This is a genomic window from Streptomyces sp. PU-14G (assembly GCF_041028275.1).
GTDB lineage: Bacteria > Actinomycetota > Actinomycetes > Streptomycetales > Streptomycetaceae > Streptomyces.
Window position 1 is genome coordinate 1 of the sequence record NZ_JASKYT010000058.1, and the last position, 21,001, is coordinate 21,001.

The following is a 21,001-nucleotide window of genomic DNA, read 5'->3' on the forward strand; positions in this document are numbered from 1 at the left end:
CCCCAGTAGCCGACCCCCGCCGAGTACGCGGCCCACAGCAGCTCGGCCACGCCGGCACCCAGCAGGAACCGCCGGGCCGGATAGCCGGCGGCACCCGCCGCCGGGCCGGATAGCCGGCGGCACCCGCCGCCAGCCCACCCAGCAGACGGCCGCTCGGCAGGAAGCGGACGACCAGCACGAAGGGCACCCCGTGCCGCCACACGCGCTCCGCCGTCCAGTCGAGCGCGGCCCTGCGGCGCGGACGCGCGGCAAGCAGGGCACCGAGGCGCCGACCGGTCTTCCGGCCCACCCCGTAGACGATCGCGTCCCCCGCCAGAGCGCTGCCGGCCACGGTCAGCAGTACCAGAGGAAGGGAGAGCCGGCCCTCGGCGGCGAGCGCGCCCGCCGTGGCGATCAGCGCGGAGTTGGGAACGAGGGGCGGGAGCGTGGTGAGTGCGAGCAGCACCACCATCCCCCACAGCGTGCCCTCCACACCGACCACCCGCCTTCCACCCGGCCCCGGCGTCGCCGGGCGTCTTCACCTGTAAGAGCAAGCTGACAGGTGTCGGGAGTGGCGGCACAACGGCCGAGCGCTCATGCCCGGGGAATCTCAGGGGGTACCCGGGCAGCCCGTCCAGGCATCCCCTTAGGGGCCGGGCCCTGCGGCCGGTGCACGGGGAAGCAGAGCTTTGGCATATACCCGGCGGGGGTATATAGTCGACCCCGCGCACGCCGCCCGGCACCCCGGTGCCGCCCCGTGCGCACCCCCATCGAGCACTCCGTGCGGAGAACGAGGAGTCGACCATGAGCACCGTCACGACCACGTACAAGGTTTCCGGAATGACCTGCGGCCACTGCGAGGGCGCGGTCTCCGAGGAGATCTCCCGGATCGAGGGGGTCTCGGCGGTGCGGGCGCAGGCCGCCTCAGGCCAGGTCGCCGTCACCTCCACCAGCGAGCTGGACGACGACGCCGTGCGCGAAGCCGTCGACGAGGCCGGCTACGAACTGGTCGGCCGCGCCTGAGGGCACGTCGGCGAGAGCACACCCGCGGCCACGCGTCGGCGAGAGCACACCCGCGGGAACCCACCTGCGGAAGCGCGCCGAACAGAGCACACCCGCGGGAGCGTCGGCGAGAGCACACCGCCACCGCCCCGCAGCGAGGCGTCCGCGCCGTGAGGCGTCCGCGCAGCGAAAAGCGCCCCATCGACCAGGTCCCCCCACGGGCCCGTCGACGGGGCGCTTTCTCTTCCCGGTCACGGATTCCCCCCACGGGATCCTGGCCGGGCGCTCTACGGGTGACCGTGCGGGCCGGGAGGCCGCTCAAAGCTCCCCGCACACGTTCACCGTTTCTTCACCTCACGTCCGTCCCCCAAGACGGACACGAAGTACGGCGGCGGCTCCGCCGGGAGGCCGACGCCACCCGGTTAGACCCCCGAACCCCGCCGATGGTTACCCCCCAATTTCTGTGACCTACGTCTCTTTCGCAACCTCACAAGCGGAGCACACACGTCCGGACACGGAAGGCCCACCGCACAACCGGAAGGCCCCGGTCCGAAGAGACCGGGGCCTTCCGAGGGGCCGAAAAGGCCGGGGGCCGAAGAGGGCCGGGGCGCCGAGGAGGGGAGACGGCCACCCCGTCGAGAGGCGTCCGCCTCAGCGGGCCTCGACCGGGACGTACTCGCGCTCGACCACACCGGTGTAGATCTGCCGCGGACGGCCGATCCGGGAGTTCGGCTCCTTGATCATCTCGTGCCACTGGGCGATCCAGCCCGGCAGCCGGCCGAGCGCGAACAGCACGGTGAACATGCTGGTCGGGAAGCCCATGGCGCGGTAGATGAGGCCGGTGTAGAAGTCCACGTTCGGGTAGAGCTTGCGCTCGACGAAGTAGTCGTCGGAGAGCGCGTGCTCCTCCAGGCGCAGGGCGATGTCCAGCAGCTCGTCGCTCTTGCCGAGCGCCGAGAGCACGTCGTGGGCCGCCGCCTTGATGATCTTCGCCCGGGGGTCGAAGTTCTTGTAGACGCGGTGGCCGAAGCCCATGAGCTTGACGCCGTCTTCCTTGTTCTTCACCTTGCGGATGAAGGTGTCGACGTCGCCGCCCGCCGCCTGGATGGACTGGAGCATCTCCAGGACGCTCTGGTTGGCGCCGCCGTGCAGCGGGCCCCACAGCGCGTTGATGCCGGCGGAGATCGAGGCGAACATGTTCGCCTGCGAGGAGCCGACCAGGCGCACCGTGGAGGTCGAGCAGTTCTGCTCGTGGTCGGCGTGCAGGATCAGCAGCTTGTCGAGGGCGTTGACGACGACCGGGTCGAGGTCGTACTCCTGCGCGGGGACCGAGAAGGTCATCCGCAGGAAGTTCTCGACGTAGCCGAGGTCGTTGCTCGGGTAGACGACCGGGTGGCCGATGGCCTTCTTGTAGGCGTAGGCGGCGATCGTCGGCAGCTTGGCCAGCAGCCTTATGGTCGAGAGGTGCCGCTGCTCCTCGTCGAAGGGGTTGTGGCTGTCCTGGTAGAACGTCGACAGGGCGCTGACGACGGAGGAGAGCATCGCCATCGGGTGGGCGTCGCTCGGGAAGCCGTCGTAGAACCGCTTGACGTCCTCGTGCAGCAGCGTGTGCTGCGTGATCTCGTTCTTGAACCCGCTCAGCTCGTCGACGGTGGGCAGCTCGCCGTTGATCAGCAGGTACGCGGTCTCCAGGAAGGTGCCGCGCTCGGCGAGCTGCTCGATCGGGTAGCCGCGGTAGCGCAGGATGCCCTGCTCACCGTCGAGGTAGGTGATGGCCGACTTGTAGGCGGCGGTGTTGCCGTAGCCGGAGTCCAGGGTCACCAGACCGGTCTGGGCACGCAGCTTGCCGATGTCGACGCCACGGTCCCCCACCGTGCTCTCGACGACCGGGTAGCTGTACTCGCCGTCTCCGTAGCGGAGTACTACGGATTTCTCGCTGTCGCGGTTCTCGCTCACGTCATCCCTCACCGACGTAGTGCCTCTTCTTCGAGGTGCCCTGGCTTCTTCCACTCTCCCTTATCCAGCGCTGTGCGGTGCACTGGGGGTCAGCCAGAGGGCTCCATGGTGGCACGGAGTGCCGCCCATCTAGCTATCCTGCACCCTTCTGGCCGTCATGGTCACCCCCCGGAACCCTTCCCGCCTCTCGGGGCGGCTCGCGTCCGGCCAACCGGTGATCGAGCGCCGTGCACCGCCGGCCGGCCGAGACGGTGCGCACCGCCTGGCCGAGTGCCCTGCGTGAGCCGACCAGAACCACCAGCCTTTTGGCCCGCGTCACCGCCGTGTAGAGCAGGTTCCGCTGGAGCATCATCCAGGCGCCGGTGGTGACCGGGATCACCACGGCCGGGTACTCGCTGCCCTGCGAACGGTGGATGGTGACCGCGTAGGCGTGGGAGAGCTCGTCCAGCTCGTCGAAGTCGTAGCCGATCTCCTCGTCCTCGTCGGTGCGGACCGTCAGCCGCTGCTCGTCGGTGTCGAGCGCGGTCACGACACCGACCGTGCCGTTGAAGACGCCGTTGGCCCCCTTCTCGTAGTTGTTCCTGATCTGGGTGACCTTGTCGCCCACCCGGAAGACGCGGCCACCGAACCGCTTCTCGGGCAGCCCGGGACGGGCCGGGGTGATCGCCTGCTGGAGCAGCCCGTTGAGAGCGCCCGCACCGGCAGGGCCGCGGTGCATGGGAGCGAGCACCTGCACGTCGCGCGGGTCGAGCCCGAACTTCGCCGGGACGCGGCGCGCCGCCACGTCCACCGTGAGCGCGCCGGCCGCCTCGGTGTCCTCCGCCGCGAAGAGGAAGAAGTCGCTCATCCCCTCCGTCAGCGGCGGGGCGCCCGCGTTGATGCGGTGCGCGTTGGTCACCACGCCGGACTGCTGGGCCTGGCGGAAGATCCGTTTGAGCCGCACGGCCGGCACGGGCCCCCCGTCGGCCAGCAGGTCCCGCAGCACCTCGCCGGCGCCGACCGAGGGCAGCTGGTCCACGTCGCCGACCAGCAGCAGGTGTGCGCCCGGCGGCACCGCCTTGATCAGTTTGTTGGCCAGCAGCAGGTCGAGCATCGACGCCTCGTCCACCACCACCAGGTCGGCCTGGAGCGGGCGCTCCCTGTCGTACGCCGCGTCGCCGCCCGGCTTGAGCTCCAGCAGCCGGTGCACGGTGGAGGCCTCGGCGCCGGTCAGCTCGGCCAGCCGCTTGGCCGCCCGGCCCGTGGGAGCGGCCAGCACCACGCGGGCCTTCTTCGCGCGGGCCAGCTCCACCACCGAGCGCACCGTGAAGGACTTGCCGCAGCCAGGTCCGCCGGTCAGCACGGCCACCTTGCTGGTCAGCGCGAGCTTGACCGCCTCCTGCTGCTCCGGAGCGAGCCGGGCTCCCGTACGGGAGGCGAGCCAGCCCAGCGCCACCTGCCAGTCCACGCCCTGGAAGGCGGGCAGCAGGTCCTCGGACGTGTGCAGCAGCCGCTGGAGCTGGGCGGCCAGTGCCCGCTCCGCGCGGTGGAAGGGGAGCAGGTAGACGGCCGTCAGATCCCGTTCGGGGTCCGCGGGGTCGGGCACCGCCTCCCTCGCGACGCCGCCCTCCTCCTCGTCGGCGGCCAGCTCCCCCAGGCAGTCGATGACCAGGCCGGTGTCGACCTGGAGGAGCTTGACCGCCTCGGAGATGAGCCGCTCCTCGGGCAGGAAGCAGTGCCCCTGGTCGGACGAGAGCGACAGCGCGTGCCGCAGACCGGCCTTGACGCGCTCCGGGCTGTCGTGCGGGATACCGACGGACTGGGCGATGCGGTCGGCGGTCAGGAAGCCGATGCCCCACACGTCGGCCGCGAGCCGGTAGGGGTTGCCGCGCACCACGGAGATCGACGCGTCGCCGTAGTGCTTGTAGATGCGTACGGCGATGGAGGTGGAGACGCCGACGCCCTGGAGGAAGACCATCACCTCCTTGATGGCCTTCTGCTCCTCCCAGGCGGCGGCGATCAGCTGGGTGCGCTTGGGGCCGAGCCCGGGAACGCCGATCAGCTTCTTCGGGTCCTCCTCGATGACCTCCAGGGTGCGCACGCCGAAGTGGCTGACGATCCGGTCGGCGATGCGCGGGCCGACGCCCTTGACGAGTCCCGAGCCCAGATAGCGGCGGATGCCCTGGACGGTGGCGGGCAGCACCGTGACGTAGTTGTCCACATGGAACTGGCGGCCGTACTGCGGGTGGGAGCCCCAGCGGCCCTCCATGCGCAGCGACTCGCCCGCCTGGGCGCCCAGCAGCGCGCCGACGACCGTCAACAGGTCGCCGGCACCGCGGCCCGTGTCGACGCGGGCCACGGTGTACCCGTTGTCCTCGTTGGCGTAGGTGATGCGCTCCAGTACCCCTTCGAGCACGGCTGGCTGGTACGTCATGCATCGAAGGTAACCGCGCGATACGACAGGCCGGCAGCCGAAGTGGACAACTCCTCGTAACCTCCCGGAACTGTCCGCGTAAGGGCCGTAGTTGCGGCTGCACGCGCATCATCACGATCTCGTATCGGCACCGCTCTCAGCTTGCGTCACCATGCGCACATCACATTCCATGACCGATGTAATCGTTTCCATGCGCGGCGCGGCGCCCTCCGAGTGCCCTGCGCACGGCGGCACTTCAGCCCCCCTCCCCTGTACCTGATCGCTTCTCCCAGCTTGGAACACGGCACCCCAATGGCAGGCATCAAGGACGTCGCGGCACGCGCGGGCGTCTCCGTCGCCACGGTCTCGCGTGTCCTCAACGACCACAGCGGGGTCCGCGAGGAGACCAGGGCCCGGGTACTGGCGGCCGTCTCCGAGCTCAGCTACCGGCCCAACACGCTGGCCCGGTCCCTGCGCACAGACCAGACCCGCACCCTCGGCCTGGTCATCAGCGACGTGCTGAATCCTTTCTTCACCGAGCTGGCCCGCGCCGTCGAGGACGAGGCGCGCGCCCGCGGCTACAGCGTCATCATCGGCAACGCCGACGAGCAGCTCACGCTCCAGGACCACCACGTGCGCACGCTGCTGGACCGCAGGATCGACGGCCTGCTCGTCTCCCCCGCGGACGGCGACTCCCTCGCACTGCGCGAGGCGGCCCTCGCGGGCATCCCCATGGTCTTCGTCGACCGGTGGATCGCGGGCCTGGACGTACCGCTGGTGCGCGCCGACGGGCGCAGCGCCGTGCGCGAGCTCGTCGCTCACCTGTACGCCCTCGGACACCGGAAGCTGGCCATCATCACCGGGCCCGTCGCGAGCACCACCAGCAACGAGCGGCTGGCCGCCTTCCGCTCCGCACTGGCCGAGCACGGCCTGCCGCTGCCCGACGACTACATCGGACAGGGCGACTTCCAGACGGCGAGCGGTCGCCGGGTGACCGAGAACTTCTTCACGCTCCCCGAACCGCCCGACGCCGTTTTCGCGACGGACAACCTGATGGCACTCGGCGTCATGGAACAGGTGCGCACCCTCGGGCTGCGGGTGCCCGACGACGTGTCGCTGGCCGCCTTCGACGACATCCCGTGGTTCGTGCACACCGACCCCCCGATCACCGCCATAGCCCAGCCGACCCAACAGCTGGGCCACCGCGCGGTCGCCGCACTGACCGACCTGGTGGAGCGGGGGTCCCCCCGGACCGAGTCCGGGGGACGGAGCGCCGGCTCCGTCACGCTCTCCGCCCACCTCATAGCGCGCCGCTCCTGCGGCGAAGACGAAAGGACCCGCCGTTGACCACCCCAGACCCGCCCCCGGCACGGGAGTTGCTGCGCACGGAGGGCATCCGCAAGACGTTCCCCGGCGTGGTAGCCCTCGACGGTGTCGACTTCGACCTGCGCGCGGGCGAAGTCCACGTGCTGCTGGGCGAGAACGGCGCCGGCAAGTCCACCCTCATCAAGGTGCTCTCCGGCGCGTACCGCGCGGACGCGGGGCGGGTGCTGCGCGAGGGCAAGACGGTGCGCATCTCGGACGCGGAGGAAGCCGAGAAGCTGGGCATCGCCACCATCCACCAGGAGTTCAACCTGGTGCCGCAGCTGTCCATCGCGGAGAACATCTTCCTGGGCCGCCAGCCGCGCCGCCTGGGCATGATCGACCGCAAGAAGATGGAGGCCGACGCCAAGGTCCTGCTGGAGCGGGTCGGCGTCACCGCGCCCCCGCGCACCCCGGTCGGCAAGCTGGGCATCGCCGGACGCCAGATGGTGGAGATCGCCAAGGCGCTCAGCCTGCGCACCCGCGTACTGATCATGGACGAGCCCACCGCGGTCCTCACCTCCGAGGAGGTGGACCGGCTCTTCGCCATCGTGCGCAAGCTGCGCACGGAGGGCGTGGGCATCGTCTTCATCACCCACCACCTGGAGGAGATCCCGGCCCTGGGCGACCGGGTCACCGTGCTGCGCGACGGCCGCAGCGTCGGCCAGGTACCGGCGACCACGCCGCAGGACGACCTGGTGCGGCTGATGGTGGGCCGCAGCATCGAGCAGCAGTACCCGCGCGAGACGGTGAAGGCCGAGGACGCCGCGGCCTCGGCGGCCCCCCTGCTGCGGGTCTCGGGTCTGCGCAAGCAGGGCGTCTTCCAGGACATCAGCTTCGAGGTGCGGGCGGGCGAGGTCGTCGGCATCGCCGGGCTGGTGGGCGCGGGCCGCACCGAGGTCGTCCGCGCGGTCTTCGGCGCCGACGGCTACGACGCGGGACGTGTCGAGGTGGCCGGCAAGCGGCTGCCCGGCGGCGACGTGTGGGCCTCGCACACGGTGGGGCTCGGGCTCGTCCCCGAGGACCGCAAGGGGCAGGGCCTGCTGCCCGACGCCTCGGTCGCGGACAACCTCTCCCTGGTCTCCATGCGGGAGGCGAGCAAGGGCGGCCTGGTGGACCGCGGCGGGCTGCGCAAGGAGGCCGCCCGCATCGCCGACCGGCTGGGGGTGCGGATGGCCGGGCTCGACCAGCACGTGCGCACCCTCTCGGGCGGCAACCAGCAGAAGGTCGTGATCGGCAAGTGGCTGCTCGCCAAGAGCCGCGTGCTGATCCTCGACGAACCCACCCGCGGCATCGACGTGGGCGCCAAGGTCGAGATCTACCAGCTCATCAACGAGCTGACGGCCTCGGGGCACGCGGTGCTGATGATCTCCAGCGACCTCCCCGAGGTGCTGGGCATGAGCGACCGGGTCCTGGTGATGTCCCAGGGCCGGATCGCCGGTGAACTGACCGCGCGGGAAGCGACCCAGGACGCCGTCATGGCGCTGGCCGTCGGCACCTCCGCGCCAGGTAGTACGAGCGAGATGGAGGACTCTCCCCGTGGCCACTGACACGCAGCAGCCGGGTCACCGCCTGGACAAGCGCCCCGGCGGCGGCAGCGGGCCGCCGCAGGCCATACGCCGCTTCCTGCTGGACAACGGGGCGCTCAGCGCCCTCGTCGTCCTGGTCGCGGCCCTGGCACTGGTGAACGGCAACTTCCTCACCACGACGAACCTGCTCAACGTCGGCGAGCAGGCCGCGGTGACCGCCATCCTCGCCTTCGGCGTGACCTTCGCCATCGTCGCCGGGGGCATCGACCTGTCGGTCGGCTCGGTGGCCGCGTTCTCCGGCATCATGCTCGGCTGGTTCACCACGACCCAGGGCATGCCGGCGTTCCTGGGCGTCATCCTGGCCATCCTCACCGGCACGGCCTGCGGCCTGCTCAACGGCGTGCTGATCGCCTACGGCAAGCTGCCCCCGTTCATCGCGACGCTCGCGATGCTCTCGGCCGCGCGCGGTCTGCTGCTGGTCGTCTCGCAGGGCAACCCGATCCTGATGCCCGACTCGCTCTCCTGGATGGGCGAGAACATCGGGGGCTGGCTGCCGACCCAGGTCATCGTGATGATCGTGATGGGCCTGATCGCCGCGCTGATCCTGAACCGCACCTACAACGGGCGCGCGATGTACGCGATCGGCGGCAACGAGGAGGCCGCGCACCTGTCCGGTATCCGGGTCCGCCGGCAGAAACTGGTGATCTACACCCTGGTGGGCGCCTTCGCCGCCGTGGCCGGAATCGTCCTGACCTCGCGGCTCGCCTCGGCCCAGCCGACCGGCGCCGAAGGTTTCGAATTGGACGCGATCGCGGCCGTGGTGATCGGAGGTGCGAGCCTCGCCGGAGGCGTCGGGAAGGCTTCCGGAACGCTCATCGGCGCCCTCATCCTCGCAGTTCTGCGCAATGGTCTGAACCTGTTGGACGTTTCCGCTTTCTGGCAGCAGGTCGTCATCGGGGTCGTCATCGCGCTCGCCGTGCTACTCGATACACTGCGTCGTCGCACATGATCTTTGTGCGACGGGGGGGTTCGCGTAGTTCGTCCATCTGCCGACTGCAAGGAATGCAGCAATGAGCAAGAGAAAGAACACGTCTGTCGTCGTCGTGGCCGCGGCAGTCGCACTGACCGCCTCGGCCTGTGGTTCCGGGGACGACACCAAGGGCGGCAAGGAAAAGCCCAAGATCGGCTTCGCCATATCCGCGCTCAACCAGCCCTTCATGGTCCAGATGAAGGAAGGCGCCGAGAAGGAAGCCAAGGCGCAGGGTGCGGACCTGACCGTCCAGGACGCCGCGAACAAGGCGTCCCAGCAGGCCAACCAGATGCAGACCTTCACCTCGCAGCAGGTGGACTCGATCATCATCAACCCGGTCGACTCCGACGCGGCTGCCCCCTCGGTCAAGGGCGCCAACAACGCGGACATCCCCGTCATCGCCGCGGACCGCAGCGTCAACAAGGCCGAGATCAAGACCACCGTCGCCTCCGACAACGTCGCCGGCGGCAAGGCTGCGGCCAAGGAGGTCAACGAGCTGCTCGACGGCAAGGGCGAGATCCTCGTCCTGCAGGGCCAGACGGGCACCTCTGCCTCCCGTGAGCGCGGCAAGGGCTTCAAGCAGGGCCTCAAGAAGTACCCGGGCATCAAGGTCGTCACCAAGCAGCCGGCGGACTTCGACCGGGCCAAGGGCCTGGACGTGACCACCAACGCCATGCAGTCGCACCCGGAGATCGACGCGGTCTTCGCGGAGAACGACGAGATGGCGCTGGGCGCGGTCAAGGCGCTGGGCTCCAAGGCCGGCAAGAGCGTCAAGATCGTCGGCTTCGACGGCACCCCGGACGCGATGAAGGCCGTCAAGGCGGGCACCATCAACGCGACCGTGGCGCAGCAGCCGGCCGAGCTGGGCAAGATGGCCGTCCGCAACGCCATGCGCGCCATCGACAAGGGCAAGGTGCAGGAGCAGATCAAGGTTCCGGTGAAGGTCGTCACCAAGAAGAACGTCGCCCGCTTCTCCTGACCTTCCGGCGGGCTCCTGGCCGGGAGCCCGACGCACGAGAGGCGAAACGGCCCGCCGCGGGGCACGCCCGCGCGGGATGTGCCCGCCGCGGGTGAACGCCCCGGCGGGAGGTGAAGGAGCACACCGGATGCACGAGTACGACCTGCTGGTCGTAGGGTCCGCCAACGCCGACCTGGTCATCGGTCTCGAACGGAGGCCAGGGCCCGGCGAGACGGTGCTCGGGTCGGACCTGAGGGTCCACCCGGGCGGCAAGGGCGCGAACCAGGCGGCTGCCGCCGCCCGGCTCGGCGCCCGCACCACACTGCTGGCGCGCGTCGGCGACGACGCCTACGGCCGGATGCTGGCCGAGGCGCAGCGGGACGCGGGCGCGGCGTTGGCAGGACTCCTCGTGGGCCCGACGGACACGCCGGGCACGGTGGGCAAGGACGGCATCAAGGTCCCCGGCGCGACCGGCGCGCCCGAAGGTGCCGAGGGCAAGGACGCACCCACCGGCGTCGCCCTCATCACCGTCGACGCGGCGGGTGACAACAGCATCGTCGTCTCCCCCGGCGCCAACGCCCGGCTCACCCCGGACGACGTGGCGGCGGCACGCGGCCTGTTCGAGGCCGCGGCCGTGGTCTCCCTGCAACTGGAGATCCCCCTGGAGACGGTCGCCGCGGCGGCACGGGCCGCGGACGAGCACGGGGCGCGGCTCGTGCTCAACCCCTCCCCGCCCGCACGGCTGCCCGAGGACGTGCTGGCGCTGTGCGACCCGCTGGTCGTCAACGAGCACGAGGCACGCCTGCTGCTGGACGGGCAGTCCCTCAGCGACGACCCCGAGGAATGGGCCACCGCACTCCTGGGTCTCGGCCCGCGCAGCGTCGTGGTCACCCTCGGCGCCGAGGGCGCCCTGGTGGCAGGGCCCGGGGTGGGCGCCGAGGTGACGCACGGGGTCGGCATGGTGCGGGTGGCCAGCCCGCGCGTGACGGCCGTGGACACCACGGGCGCAGGCGACGCCTTCACCGGCGCGCTCGGCTGGCGGCTGGGCCGCGGCCTGGGCCTGGAGGAAGCCGTGCGGTACGCGGTACGTGTCGGCTCCTTCGCGGTCACACGCGCCGGAGCGCAGGAGTCCTACCCGACGGCAGCCGACATCGAGACGGCCGACGGCGAGACCGCCGACGGCGAGACGGCCACCGGCGACGGGCTCGCGCGGGGTGCTCAGGAGAGCGGCCTGTGAAGAAGTCCGGCATACTCAACCGCCACCTGAGCGGGGCGCTGGCCTGCCTGGGCCACACCGACCTCGTCGTGGTGTGCGACGCGGGGCTGCCGATCCCCGACGGACCCACGGTCGTCGACCTGTCCTTCCGGGCCGGCGTGCCCTCCTTCGCCGAGGTGCTCACCGGGCTCCTGGAGGAGTTGGAGACCGAGGGCGCGACCGCCGCGAGCGAGGTGCACGAGGCCAACCCCGAATGCGGCGCACTGCTGGCCGCCCGTCTTCCCGGGCTGCGGCTGGTGCCGCACGAGGAGTTGAAAGCCCTCACGCACCGGGCCCGCCTGGTGGTCCGCACGGGTGAGGCACGGCCGTACGCGAACGTGGTCCTGCGCTGCGGAGTGCCGTTCTGACGCGTTCCGACGCGTGCGCGGCGTGACTTTCCCCCGCGCATCTGGTCGGGTGAGCGCATGCGACTCGCCTTCTCCACCCTCGGTGTGCCCGGCGCCCCCCTCGACGACGTCCTGCGGGCGGCGACCCGTTCGGGCTTCCACGGGGTGGAGTTGCGGGCCCACCCGGAAGAGCCCGTGCACCCGGGCCTCGGCCACCGCGAGAGGAAGCAGGTGGCCGAGCAGTTCGCGGACGCGGGCGTCGAGCTGCTGTGCGTCGCGGGGTACCCGAAGATGGCCGCGAGCGGAGACGACGCGCCCGTGCTGGCCGAGGTGCGCGCCCTGCTGCACCTGGCACACGATCTGGGCGCTCCCTACGCCCGTGTCTTCCCCGGCGGGGACACCGACCCGGATGAGGCCGACGTGATCGCCGTACGCCGGCTGACCCAGGCGGCCGGGATCGCCGAAGGGCTGGGCGTGCGCGTCCTGCTGGAGACCCACGACTCCCACCGCACCGGCGCCGACGCGGCCCGCGTCCTGGGCGCGGTCGACCGCCCGGGCGCGGGCGCGCTGTGGGACGTGCTGCACACCTGGCGCGGCGGCGAGGAACCGCAGCGCTCCTGCGAACTGCTCGCCCCCTACCTGGGCTACGTGCAGGTCAAGGACGTCCCGTCGCGCCAGGACACCACACCGCTGCCGCCCGGCGAGGGCGCACTGCCGCTCGCCGAGGTGGTCGAGGTGGTCACCAGGGAAGCGGACGCACGCACACCGGCGCACGGGCAGTGGACGGGCGCCGAGTGGCTGTGCTGGGAGTACGAGAAGCGCTGGTACCCCGAGGTGCGCGAGATGGGCGCGCTGCTGCCCGGCGTGCGCGCCCACCTGTTGGAACTGCTCGCCGGCGCGGCCTGAGGACCGCGCCGGCGAGAGGGGCCTCGGACGCAGGTCACGGACGGAGCGTCCGCGCCTCCTTCCGCGGCGTGTCCAGCTTCTTGTCGTACGCCGTCAGACGCTTCGGCTTCTTGTCCTTGTCGACGTCGAGGCCGGCGAACTCCAGCACCATGCGGGTGGCGGTCGCCCGGTCGTCCTCGTCGAGCGTGGCGATCTTCGCGCCGTGGTTCTGGCCCGGCGCCCAGAAGACGGCCGTGTCCTCGGTGTGCCTGCCCGGACGGAACGGCTCGGCGCCCCACGGGTCGTTCTCGCCGTAGATGTAGAGCATCTGCGAGGAGCTGTGGCGCACCCAGCGGTCGATGTCGCGCATCGCCTTGTCGTGCTTGTTGAAGCGCATCGGGATGTCACGCGGCACGTAGACCCGCGGCGTGTTCAGGCCCGGGTACTTGCGCACGTCGTCGAGGAGCGGCTCCTCGTAGTCGGGCGAGCCCATCTGGGTGCCCGCCTGGTAGTAGTACGGGGTGTAGGGCAGCATGCCCTGGTCGGTGCCCGCGTCCCAGCCGCCGATCTCGTCGGCCCACTTGTAGAGCGTGTCCGTGGAGGCGTCCGGGGAGGGCACCTGGTCGCAGTCGTCGACCAGGTGGTACTGCCAGTAGCCCCACACCAGGTCCTGCGCGATCAGCTCGAACGCCTTGTCGGCGTTGCCGGCCATCGTGAAGGTGTAGTCGTTCTCCTTCGCCCACTTCTTGAGGCGGGGAACCATCTCGCCGCGGCGCTCGAAGATCTCGTGCTGCACGCTGTTGAGCCGGTCGCGGCACTCCTTGGTGCCCACGTTCTTGAAGAACCTGTCGTACGCGGAGTCCTCGTCGTTGCGGACGTCGTTCGGGGCGACGTAGGGGACGGTGCCGTCCATGTCGCGGGGGTAGAAGCGGCGGTAGTACGTCGCCGTCATGCCGCCCTTGCTGCCGCCGGTCGCGATCCAGTTCTTGCTGTAGATCTTCTTCAGCGCCTTGTAGATACGGTGCTGGTCGCTGGCCGCCTGCCAGATGGTCAGCTTCGACCAGTCGGCGGGCTTCGGCCGGGACGGGGTGAAGAAGCGGTACTCCATGGAGACCTGGTTGCCGTCCGTCAGCTGCGTCGGCTCACTGCGGCTGGGGTTGGTGCTGAGGTTGTAGCCGCCCGTGTAGAAGACGGTGGGCCGGCTGGTGTCCTTGTGGAGGATCGAGATGCGCTGCTTGAAGGTGCCCTTCCTCGGGTGCCGATGGTCGATCGGCTGCTCGTAGTTGAGCACGAAATAGCGGTACCCGTCGACGGGCTTCTCCTCGATGAGGCTCATCCCGGGCACCGCGAGGATGCGGTCCTTGATGTCGGTGCTCTTGCCGGCCTGGGCCGCTGTGGCGGCACCCGCCGACGCGCTGCCGACGCTGAAAGTGCCTATGAGCACCACCAGAGACAGCAACCATCTGAGCGTTTTACGCATTCACCCTCCCCATACAACGCCAAAAGTCGACGTGAACCTATCGGCGTGCGTACGGCTCCGCCAGACCCCGGAGCCCGCCACCTGTACGCATGTGGGGCGTCGCACACCGCTGAGCGGTACCCAACGCCCCCGTCACCGTGCCGGTTTACGCTGCGGAGCATGAGTGATTCCGCCACCCCGCCCGCTCCGCTGGCCACGGGCCCCCTCGGGATGCGCCTGCTGGCCTTCCTGCGCGAGCCGGAGGACACCCGCTTCCCCGACGCCCCCGTCGGCTATGCCCTGCTGGCCGTCCGGCACGAGGGCAGACTGCTGATGGTGCACGTCCGCAGCCGCCGGTGCTGGGAGCTGCCCGGCGGGGGCATCGAGGAGGGCGAGACCCCCCGCGAGGCCGCAGCCCGCGAGCTGCGGGAGGAGAGCGGCCAACTGGTGGACCCCGCGGCGCTGCGCTTCGTCGGCTTCTCCAGGACCGCGCTGGGGCCCGAGCAGCGGGTGTTGTACGGCGCCCTGTTCAGCGGCGAGCTGAGCGAGGTGCTCCCCTTCACGCCGAACGAGGAGATCTCCGCGATCCACTGGCGCACCGGCACCGAGCCCCTCCCCTACGGCGAGGTGCAGACGGTGGACGAGTACATGGTCGACCTGTGCGAGCCCGCCTCCGGTCTGGAGGCGGAGCAGAGCTGAGCCCTACGCTCGCCCCATGCCGGCACCCAGTGGATTCACCTACGAGCAACGCGGCGGGGCGGCCGTGGTCATCAGCCACCACGGCCGCCCCGTCACCACCCTGCGCGGCGCCCGCGCGGAGCGCTTCCTGGCGGAGGTGCGCGCGGGGGACGAGCAGTTGGTCATGGCCCGCTGGACGGGCAACTACAAGCGCGGCAACGAGCGCGCCGCGCGGGCACATCCGCGCAACCGCCGCACCTGAGCGCTGCGGCCCGCGCGCACGTACCTCAGCAGCGTGCTCCGGCACGGGGGTTCCACTGGCCGCGGTATGCGGTCCGCGGGCGGGTGGGGGTTCGCCGCGCCGTTCCCCGCGCCCCTTCGGGGCGGCCTGGGGTCTTTCGTTTGGATCTGGCTGGATCAGGGAGCGGGTTCCGGTGCGTGCTCTCGCAAGGCGGAGGAAGGAGTCCCTGCGGAGCAGCGGCGACTGACGACAACGCCGCGAGAGTGCGTGCCGGGGCCCGCGAGCCCAGCAAGATCCGAACGAGAGGCCCTAGACCATCGCGTGCTCCGTATCGCCGCCCGAGCCCGTGGCGGGCTCGCCCGCGAAGGTGCGCCACAGCTGTGCGTACCGGCCCCGCGCGGCGAGCAGTTCCTGGTGGGTGCCGTCCTCCACGACCCGGCCGTGGTCGAGGACGACGACCCGGTCGGCCCGCGCCGCGGTGGTCAGCCGGTGCGCGACCACCAGGGTGGTGCGGGACCCTGCCAGCCGGTCGGTCGCCTGGTTGACCAGCGACTCGGTCGCCAGGTCGAGTGCCGCGGTGGCCTCGTCCAGCAGCAGGATGCTCGGGCCCACCAGTTCGGCCCGCGCCAGGGCGAGCAACTGCCGCTGCCCCGCGGACAGGTTGCGGCCGCGCTCGTCCACCTCGTGCAGGTAGCCCCCCGACAGCGAGGCGATCATCTCGTGCGCCCCGACGGCCCGCGCCGCGGCCTCGACCTCGGCGTCGGTGGCGTCCATCCGCCCGTAGGCGACGGCGTCCCGCACGGTGCCGGGGAAGAGGTAGGGCTCCTGCGGTACGACCCCGATCCGGTGCCGGTAGGCGGTCAGATCGACCTCACGCAGGTCGTGGCCGTCGACCAGGACGGCGCCCTCGCTCGGGTCGTAGAACCTGGCGACGAGCTTGACGAGGGTGGACTTGCCCGCTCCGGTCTCCCCCACGAACGCGACGGTCTGGCCCGCGGGGATGGTCAGCCGGACGTCCGAGAGGGCCTGCTCCTCCCGCTGCTCCCCGGCCGGGTCCGCGGTGGCGTACCGGAAGTCGACGTCACGGAACTCGATCTCGCCGCGCAGAGCCCCCGGCTCGCGTGCGGCGGCGGGCACCGGCGTGGTGCTCTCCTCGCGCAGCAGCTCCTGGATGCGGCGCAGCGAGACGGCTGCCTGCTGGTACCCGTCGAAGACCTGTGAGAGCTGCTGGACGGGGGCGAAGAACAGCTCGATGTAGAGCAGGTACGCCACCAGCGCGCCCGCCGTCAGGGTGCCGTTCTCCACCCTCGTCGCGCCGACGACGAGCACGGAGGCGGTCGCCAGGGAGGCCAGCAGCTGCACGAAGGGGAAGTAGACGGAGATCAGCCACTGGCCGCGCACCCGGGCCTGCCGGTAGCCGTCGCTGCGCCGCTCGAACTGGTCGGCGCCGCGCTCCTCGCCGCGGAAGGCCTGCACCATCCGCAGTCCGGCCACGGACTCCTGGAGGTCGGCGTTGACCACGCTGACGCGCTCACGCGCCAGCTCGTACGCCTTGACGCTCTGGCGCCGGAAGAAGACTGTGCCGACGACCAGCAGCGGCAGCGTCGCGAAGACCACGAGGGCGAGCTGCAGGTCCAGCAGCAGCAGGGCGACCATGATGCCCAGGAACGTGAACAGCGAGACGACGGCGGTGACCAGTCCCGTCTGCAGGAACGTCGAGAGGGCGTCCACGTCGGTCGTCATGCGCGTCATCACGGCGCCGGCCAGGTGGCGTTCGTAGTAGTCGAGGCCGAGCCGCTGCAACTGAGCGAAAATCTTCACCCGCAGGGCGTACAGCACGCGCTCCCCGGTGCGCCCGGTCAGCAGCAGCGAGCCGACCTGCGCGCCCCACTGTGCGACGACGACCGCGAGCGCCAGCCCGGAGGCGAACCAGACGGCGCCCAGCGCGCCCTGCTCCACGCCGTCGTCGATGCCGTGCCGGATCAGCACGGGCAGCAGCAGCCCGAACCCGGCGTCCAGCGCCGCGAAGACCAGCGCGATCAGCAGGGCGGCACCGAAACCGCGCAGCAGCCGGCGCAGCCCGTAGGTCTCCTCGGCGCGCTCGGCCTGCTCCTCGTCGATGTCAGGGGTGTCGTCGGCAGGCGGCAACGCGGCCACCCTGGCGAGCAGCTCCGGGCTGCCGGGCAGCCCGGCCAGCTCGGAGGCGAAGGTCCCGGGCCGACCCGCCTGCGCCGCGGTGGCACCCGCGCCGCCCGCCGCGGCGGCGTCCTGCGCGTCGGGGTCCTCCTCGCGCACCCACAGCTCGGGGGTGACCCCCTCGCTGCTGTCGGCCCGCGCGCCCGGGGAGGCGGCGAGACCGGCCGGGTCGCGGCGTACGTCCCCCAACTCGTCCGGGTCGGTCAGCAGCCTGCGGTAGAGGGCGCAGCGCCGTGTCAGCTCCTCGTGGGTGCCGATGTCGGCCAGCCGGCCGCCGTCGAGGACGGCGATGCGGTCGGCCAGCGCGAGGGTGGACTGGCGGTGCGCGATCAGCAACGTCGTACGGCCCGCCATCACACCGCGCAGCGCCTCGTGGATCTCGTGCTCGACGCGCGCGTCGACGGCCGAGGTCGCGTCGTCCAGCAGGAGCAGCCGCGGGTCGGTGATCAGGGCGCGGGCCAGCGCGATGCGCTGACGCTGGCCGCCGGAGAGGGTCAGTCCCTGCTCGCCGACGGCTGTCTCGTAGCCGTCGGGCAGCTCGCTGATGAAGCGGTCGGCCTGCGCGGCGCGGGCGGCGGCGCGGATCTGCTCGTCGCTGGCGTCCGGTGCGCCGTAGGCGATGTTCTCGCGCAGGGAGGAGGAGAACAGGAAGGGGTTCTCGGGCACGAGTCCGATCGCGGAGCGCAGCGAGTCGAGCGTCAGCTCGCGCACGTCCTGGCCGCCGACGCGCACCGCCCCGCCGGTGACGTCGTAGTAGCGCGGCAGCAGCATCGAGACGGTGGACTTGCCGCTGCCGCTGGCCCCCACCAGGGCGACCGTCTCGCCGGGTTCGACGCGCAGGCTGAATCCGTCCAGCACCGGGTCGCCCGGCGTGTAGCCGAAGGTGACGTCCGCGAACTCGATCGAGGCGTCGACGGTGTCGGGCAGCTCGCGCGCGTACGGGCTCTCCCCCATCTGCGGCTCGGTGTCGATCAGGTCGTAGACCCGCTCGACACCGGCGCGGGCCTGCTGCCCGACGGTGAGCATCATGGCGAGCATCCGGACAGGCCCCACGAGCTGCGCGAGGTAGGTGGAGAAGGCCACGAAGGTGCCCAGGGTGATCTGTCCGCGGGTGGCCATCCAGCCGCCGAGCGCCAGCATGGCGACCTGCCCGAGCGAGGGCACCGCCTGCAGGACGGGCGTGTAGCGGGCGTTCAGGCGTACGGTGCGCAGCCGCCCGGCGAACAGTTTGCGGCCGATCGCCCGCAGCTTGCCGGTCTCCTGCGCCTCCTGCCCGAAGCCCTTGACCACGCGCACACCGGTGACGGCGCCGTCCACCACCGAGGCGACCGCTCCGGCCTGCTGCTGCGCGTACCAGGTGGCCGGGAAGAGGCGCTTGCGGCTGAGGTCGGCCACCCACCACAGCAGCGGGAAGACGGCCACCGACACCAGGGTGAGCAGCGGCGAGAGGACGACCATCACGACGAGCGCCACGAGGAACAGCAGCACGTTGCCGATCATCATGGGCAGCATGAACAACAGGCTCTGCACCAGTTGCAGGTCACTGGTGCCGCGCCCGACGACCTGGCCCGTGGACAGCTCGTCCTGGCTGCGGCCGTCGAGCCGCACGATCGAGCGGTACATCTCGGTGCGCAGGTCGTGCTGGACGTCCAGCGCGAGCCGCCCGCCGTAGTAGCGGCGGGCGTAGGTGAGGACGTAGATGACGGCGGCGGCGACCACCAGCAGCCCGATCCACGTCCACAGGCTGCCCTGGCCGCCGACCACCACGTCGTCGATGATCACCTTGGTCAGCAGCGGGACGAGCGCCATGACACCCATGCCGCCGAGCGAGGCACCCAGCGCCAGCACCACCGCGCGCTTGTAGCGCCAGCAGTACCGGGCCAGCCGCCGCGCCCATCCCGGTTTCTCCGGGGCGACGCCCCCGCTGTCCTCGGTCACGATGCTCCCCGTCCCTTCGACGCTGCCTCCTCCTGCGGAAGGCCCAACATCACAGGATCAGGTTTTCATTCCGGACGGGGCGGCGCTCGACGCCTCAGCCGCACGGCAGCGCTCGGCGCCTCAGCCGCGCGGCAGGCGTGCGCTCAGGCGGTAGAGGCGGGTGACCTCTTCGGCCCGCTCGTTGTCGTCGCTGGCCAGCAGCAGACGCAGCCGCCCGTGGGAGCGCCCCGTCACCGCGAGGGCCTCGATGTTGTCCAGCAGCGGGTTCGGCTGGGGCGAGGGGTTGGGGGCTCCCAGGTCGGGGCAGTCGCCGAGGTCGGCCAGGAGCGTCTTGCGCGCAGGGCGAACGCCGCCGGGGCCGGTCCTCAGCGCCTCGACGGCGGCGACATCACTCGCACGGCGCGGGTCCGCGAGGTAGAGGCGGATCGTGTTGGCTCCCGCGTCGACGTCGTAACCGCGTTCGAGTACGAGGTAGCGGCCGTCCCCGGTCGCGGCGATCTCCGCGACACCGAGCCCGGCGTCGACGGGGTACGCCCACTGGGAGGTGGGGGACGCCCCGCGTGCTGGAGCGGACGGCGGACCCAGTCGCCAGTTCTGGAAGCGCACCAGCGCGCGCCGGCGGGCATCCGTGCCGTCCCCCTCCAGCGGCCCCTCCATGGAGGCGGTCAGTTTCCGTCCTCCGTGCGAGGCGGTCAGCCCCTCGAACGTCTGGTTCGGCTCGGCGCGCCCCTCGGGCCGTACCCGCAGCGCGCGCGGCACCGGCAGCCGCTCCCCCGTGAACGTGCCGTCCGCCGTGTACCGCCCGATCGACGGCTCCGTCTCCGAGGTGACCAACCGGGTGCCCCGCCGCTCGACGACCAGCCCCTCCGAGTCCAGTGGCGCCCCCGCCCCGTCCGCGAGCCGCACCCCGCCGACCGTCCGCGCGTGCGGCGAGGGGCCGTGCCGGGCCACGTCGAGGGTGAAGAGGACGGAGCGGTCGGACAGAGCCGCCAGGTGGCCGTCGCCGTCGGGGGCGAGAGCGGAGACGCCCGCGACGGGCAGGCCGTGATAGCGCGTCTTGTCGAGCGAGTCCGAGTAGCCGTGGACGGCGACCATGGGAGAACAGGCGTGCCCGGTCCGGCCGTCGCGCGGGGCGGGCGGCTGCGCGGCTGCCGTCTGGGCCGTCACGCAGCCGGCCAGTGCGGCGGCGACGGTCACGAGAGCGAGCGGAATACGCGTACGCATGGTGGTCCCCTTCGCGGTGCGCGGGCGGGCGTGCGTGCGTGCGTGCGGCGGGCGGTGCCGCGGGACGGCACGGTAGCCGCGCCCACCGAGCCGCACCACAACGCCCGGCCACTGACCGGGAAACGGGGCATGCACGCGGGGAGTGCGCACAGGGGAGGCACGCGAGGGACGCACGCGAGGGACGCACGCGGGGGCGGGCCTGTCCGGAGGGTGCCTGCGATCAGGCCGCGGCGGCCTCCCGCACCCTCTCCTCGTCCCCGGTGCCGTCCGCCTCCCCGGCGGCCTGCGACCCGGGCGTGGCCGCCACAGCGGCGCACCGCGCGGAGACCTCGTCCAGTTCCAGTCCGAGGACGGCGGTGAGCGCGGCGATCGTGAAGAAGGCGGGGGTGGGCGCGCGTCCCGTCTCGATCTTCCGGAGGGTTTCGGCGGAGACGCCGGCCGCCGTGGCGACGTCCGTCATGCTGCGTTCGCCGCGCGCCTCGCGGAGCAACGCACCCAGAAAGCGGCCACGCTCGCGTTCGAGCGGTGTGAGAGGTGTCCGAACCATGCCGTGATACTAATACCGGTATA

15 protein-coding genes and 1 pseudogene are annotated in these 21,001 nt (G+C 71.4%); 9 read left to right on the forward strand and 7 right to left on the reverse strand.

Annotated features, from left to right (window positions below):
• A partial coding sequence (locus AB8Z75_RS09930) for a DedA family protein (RefSeq protein ID WP_369201071.1) occupies positions 1–481 on the reverse strand: 481 nt, incomplete at its 3' end.
• A gap of 245 nt (positions 482–726) precedes the next feature.
• Here AB8Z75_RS09930 and AB8Z75_RS09935 point away from each other — a divergent pair.
• On the forward strand, positions 727–1,002 hold the full coding sequence (locus AB8Z75_RS09935) for a heavy-metal-associated domain-containing protein (RefSeq protein WP_369201072.1): 276 nt from the start codon (positions 727–729) through the stop codon (positions 1,000–1,002).
• Positions 1,003–1,632: 630 nt separating this feature from the next.
• Here AB8Z75_RS09935 and AB8Z75_RS09940 read toward each other — a convergent pair.
• Together AB8Z75_RS09940 and AB8Z75_RS09945 are read right to left on the reverse strand one after the other, a co-directional pair.
• Entirely contained in the window at positions 1,633–2,949 is a 1,317-nt protein-coding gene (locus tag AB8Z75_RS09940; protein ID WP_369201073.1) for a citrate synthase, read from the reverse strand.
• 121 nt (positions 2,950–3,070) lie between these two features.
• Positions 3,071–5,350 carry an ATP-dependent RecD-like DNA helicase gene (locus AB8Z75_RS09945; RefSeq protein WP_369201074.1) on the reverse strand — a complete coding sequence of 760 codons (2,280 nt, stop codon included), beginning with the start codon at positions 5,348–5,350 and terminating at the stop codon, positions 3,071–3,073.
• A 291-nt stretch (positions 5,351–5,641) separates the two neighbouring features.
• On the opposite strand from AB8Z75_RS09945, the gene AB8Z75_RS09950 reads away from it, so the two are divergent.
• The 6 genes and pseudogenes from AB8Z75_RS09950 to AB8Z75_RS09975 all read left to right on the forward strand — a co-directional run bounded on the left by AB8Z75_RS09950 (position 5,642) and on the right by AB8Z75_RS09975 (position 12,716).
• Positions 5,642–6,676, forward strand: coding sequence for a LacI family DNA-binding transcriptional regulator (locus tag AB8Z75_RS09950; protein WP_369201075.1), 1,035 nt, complete (start codon positions 5,642–5,644; stop codon positions 6,674–6,676).
• Entirely contained in the window at positions 6,673–8,241 is a 1,569-nt protein-coding gene (locus AB8Z75_RS09955; RefSeq protein ID WP_369201076.1) for a sugar ABC transporter ATP-binding protein, read from the forward strand. Before AB8Z75_RS09950 ends, AB8Z75_RS09955 begins: the two co-directional genes overlap by 4 nt.
• Positions 8,242–8,263: 22 nt before the next feature.
• Positions 8,264–10,229 (forward strand): annotated as a pseudogene (locus AB8Z75_RS09960) (substrate-binding domain-containing protein).
• 127 nt (positions 10,230–10,356) lie between these two features.
• Positions 10,357–11,445, forward strand: coding sequence for a ribokinase (locus tag AB8Z75_RS09965; protein ID WP_369201077.1), 1,089 nt, complete (start codon positions 10,357–10,359; stop codon positions 11,443–11,445).
• The gene (gene rbsD, locus AB8Z75_RS09970; RefSeq protein ID WP_369201078.1) at positions 11,442–11,831 is read left to right on the forward strand and encodes a D-ribose pyranase; all 390 of its coding nucleotides are present in this window, start codon (positions 11,442–11,444) and stop codon (positions 11,829–11,831) included. Before AB8Z75_RS09965 ends, rbsD begins: the two co-directional genes overlap by 4 nt.
• A 57-nt stretch (positions 11,832–11,888) precedes the next feature.
• On the forward strand, positions 11,889–12,716 hold the full coding sequence (locus AB8Z75_RS09975) for a sugar phosphate isomerase/epimerase family protein (RefSeq protein ID WP_369201079.1): 828 nt from the start codon (positions 11,889–11,891) through the stop codon (positions 12,714–12,716).
• Between the two features lie 34 nt (positions 12,717–12,750).
• Here AB8Z75_RS09975 and AB8Z75_RS09980 read toward each other — a convergent pair whose 3' ends face one another.
• Entirely contained in the window at positions 12,751–14,175 is a 1,425-nt protein-coding gene (locus AB8Z75_RS09980) for a S28 family serine protease (protein WP_369201080.1), read from the reverse strand.
• A gap of 159 nt (positions 14,176–14,334) precedes the next feature.
• Between AB8Z75_RS09980 and AB8Z75_RS09985 the strand changes: the two genes are divergently transcribed.
• Positions 14,335–14,853, forward strand: a complete 519-nt coding sequence (locus AB8Z75_RS09985; protein WP_369201081.1) for an NUDIX hydrolase — start codon at positions 14,335–14,337, stop codon at positions 14,851–14,853.
• Between the two features lie 16 nt (positions 14,854–14,869).
• Positions 14,870–15,094: a hypothetical protein gene (locus AB8Z75_RS09990; RefSeq protein ID WP_369201083.1), complete on the forward strand. Its 225-nt coding sequence runs from the start codon at positions 14,870–14,872 to the stop codon at positions 15,092–15,094.
• A gap of 288 nt (positions 15,095–15,382) precedes the next feature.
• Here the strand turns inward: AB8Z75_RS09990 and AB8Z75_RS09995 are convergent, their stop codons facing one another.
• The 3 genes from AB8Z75_RS09995 to AB8Z75_RS10005 form a co-directional block, all read right to left on the reverse strand.
• Entirely contained in the window at positions 15,383–19,207 is a 3,825-nt protein-coding gene (locus AB8Z75_RS09995) for an ABC transporter ATP-binding protein (protein ID WP_369201084.1), read from the reverse strand.
• A 120-nt stretch (positions 19,208–19,327) separates the two neighbouring features.
• Positions 19,328–20,431: an esterase-like activity of phytase family protein gene (locus AB8Z75_RS10000; protein ID WP_369201085.1), complete on the reverse strand. Its 1,104-nt coding sequence runs from the start codon at positions 20,429–20,431 to the stop codon at positions 19,328–19,330.
• Between the two features lie 220 nt (positions 20,432–20,651).
• Positions 20,652–20,978: a helix-turn-helix domain-containing protein gene (locus tag AB8Z75_RS10005; RefSeq protein ID WP_369201086.1), complete on the reverse strand. Its 327-nt coding sequence runs from the start codon at positions 20,976–20,978 to the stop codon at positions 20,652–20,654.
• Between the last annotated feature and the right edge of the window lie 23 nt (positions 20,979–21,001).

Coding starts and splice junctions, on each gene's coding strand:
- AB8Z75_RS09945 (WP_369201074.1), bottom strand. CDS start 5,350: ATGACGTACCAGCCAGCCGTGCTCGAAGGGGTACTGGAGCGCATCACC.
- AB8Z75_RS09950 (WP_369201075.1), top strand. CDS start 5,642: ATGGCAGGCATCAAGGACGTCGCGGCACGCGCGGGCGTCTCCGTCGCC.
- AB8Z75_RS09965 (WP_369201077.1), top strand. CDS start 10,357: ATGCACGAGTACGACCTGCTGGTCGTAGGGTCCGCCAACGCCGACCTG.
- AB8Z75_RS09975 (WP_369201079.1), top strand. CDS start 11,889: ATGCGACTCGCCTTCTCCACCCTCGGTGTGCCCGGCGCCCCCCTCGAC.
- AB8Z75_RS09980 (WP_369201080.1), bottom strand. CDS start 14,175: ATGCGTAAAACGCTCAGATGGTTGCTGTCTCTGGTGGTGCTCATAGGC.
- AB8Z75_RS09985 (WP_369201081.1), top strand. CDS start 14,335: ATGAGTGATTCCGCCACCCCGCCCGCTCCGCTGGCCACGGGCCCCCTC.
- AB8Z75_RS09990 (WP_369201083.1), top strand. CDS start 14,870: ATGCCGGCACCCAGTGGATTCACCTACGAGCAACGCGGCGGGGCGGCC.
- AB8Z75_RS10000 (WP_369201085.1), bottom strand. CDS start 20,431: ATGCGTACGCGTATTCCGCTCGCTCTCGTGACCGTCGCCGCCGCACTG.
- AB8Z75_RS10005 (WP_369201086.1), bottom strand. CDS start 20,978: ATGGTTCGGACACCTCTCACACCGCTCGAACGCGAGCGTGGCCGCTTT.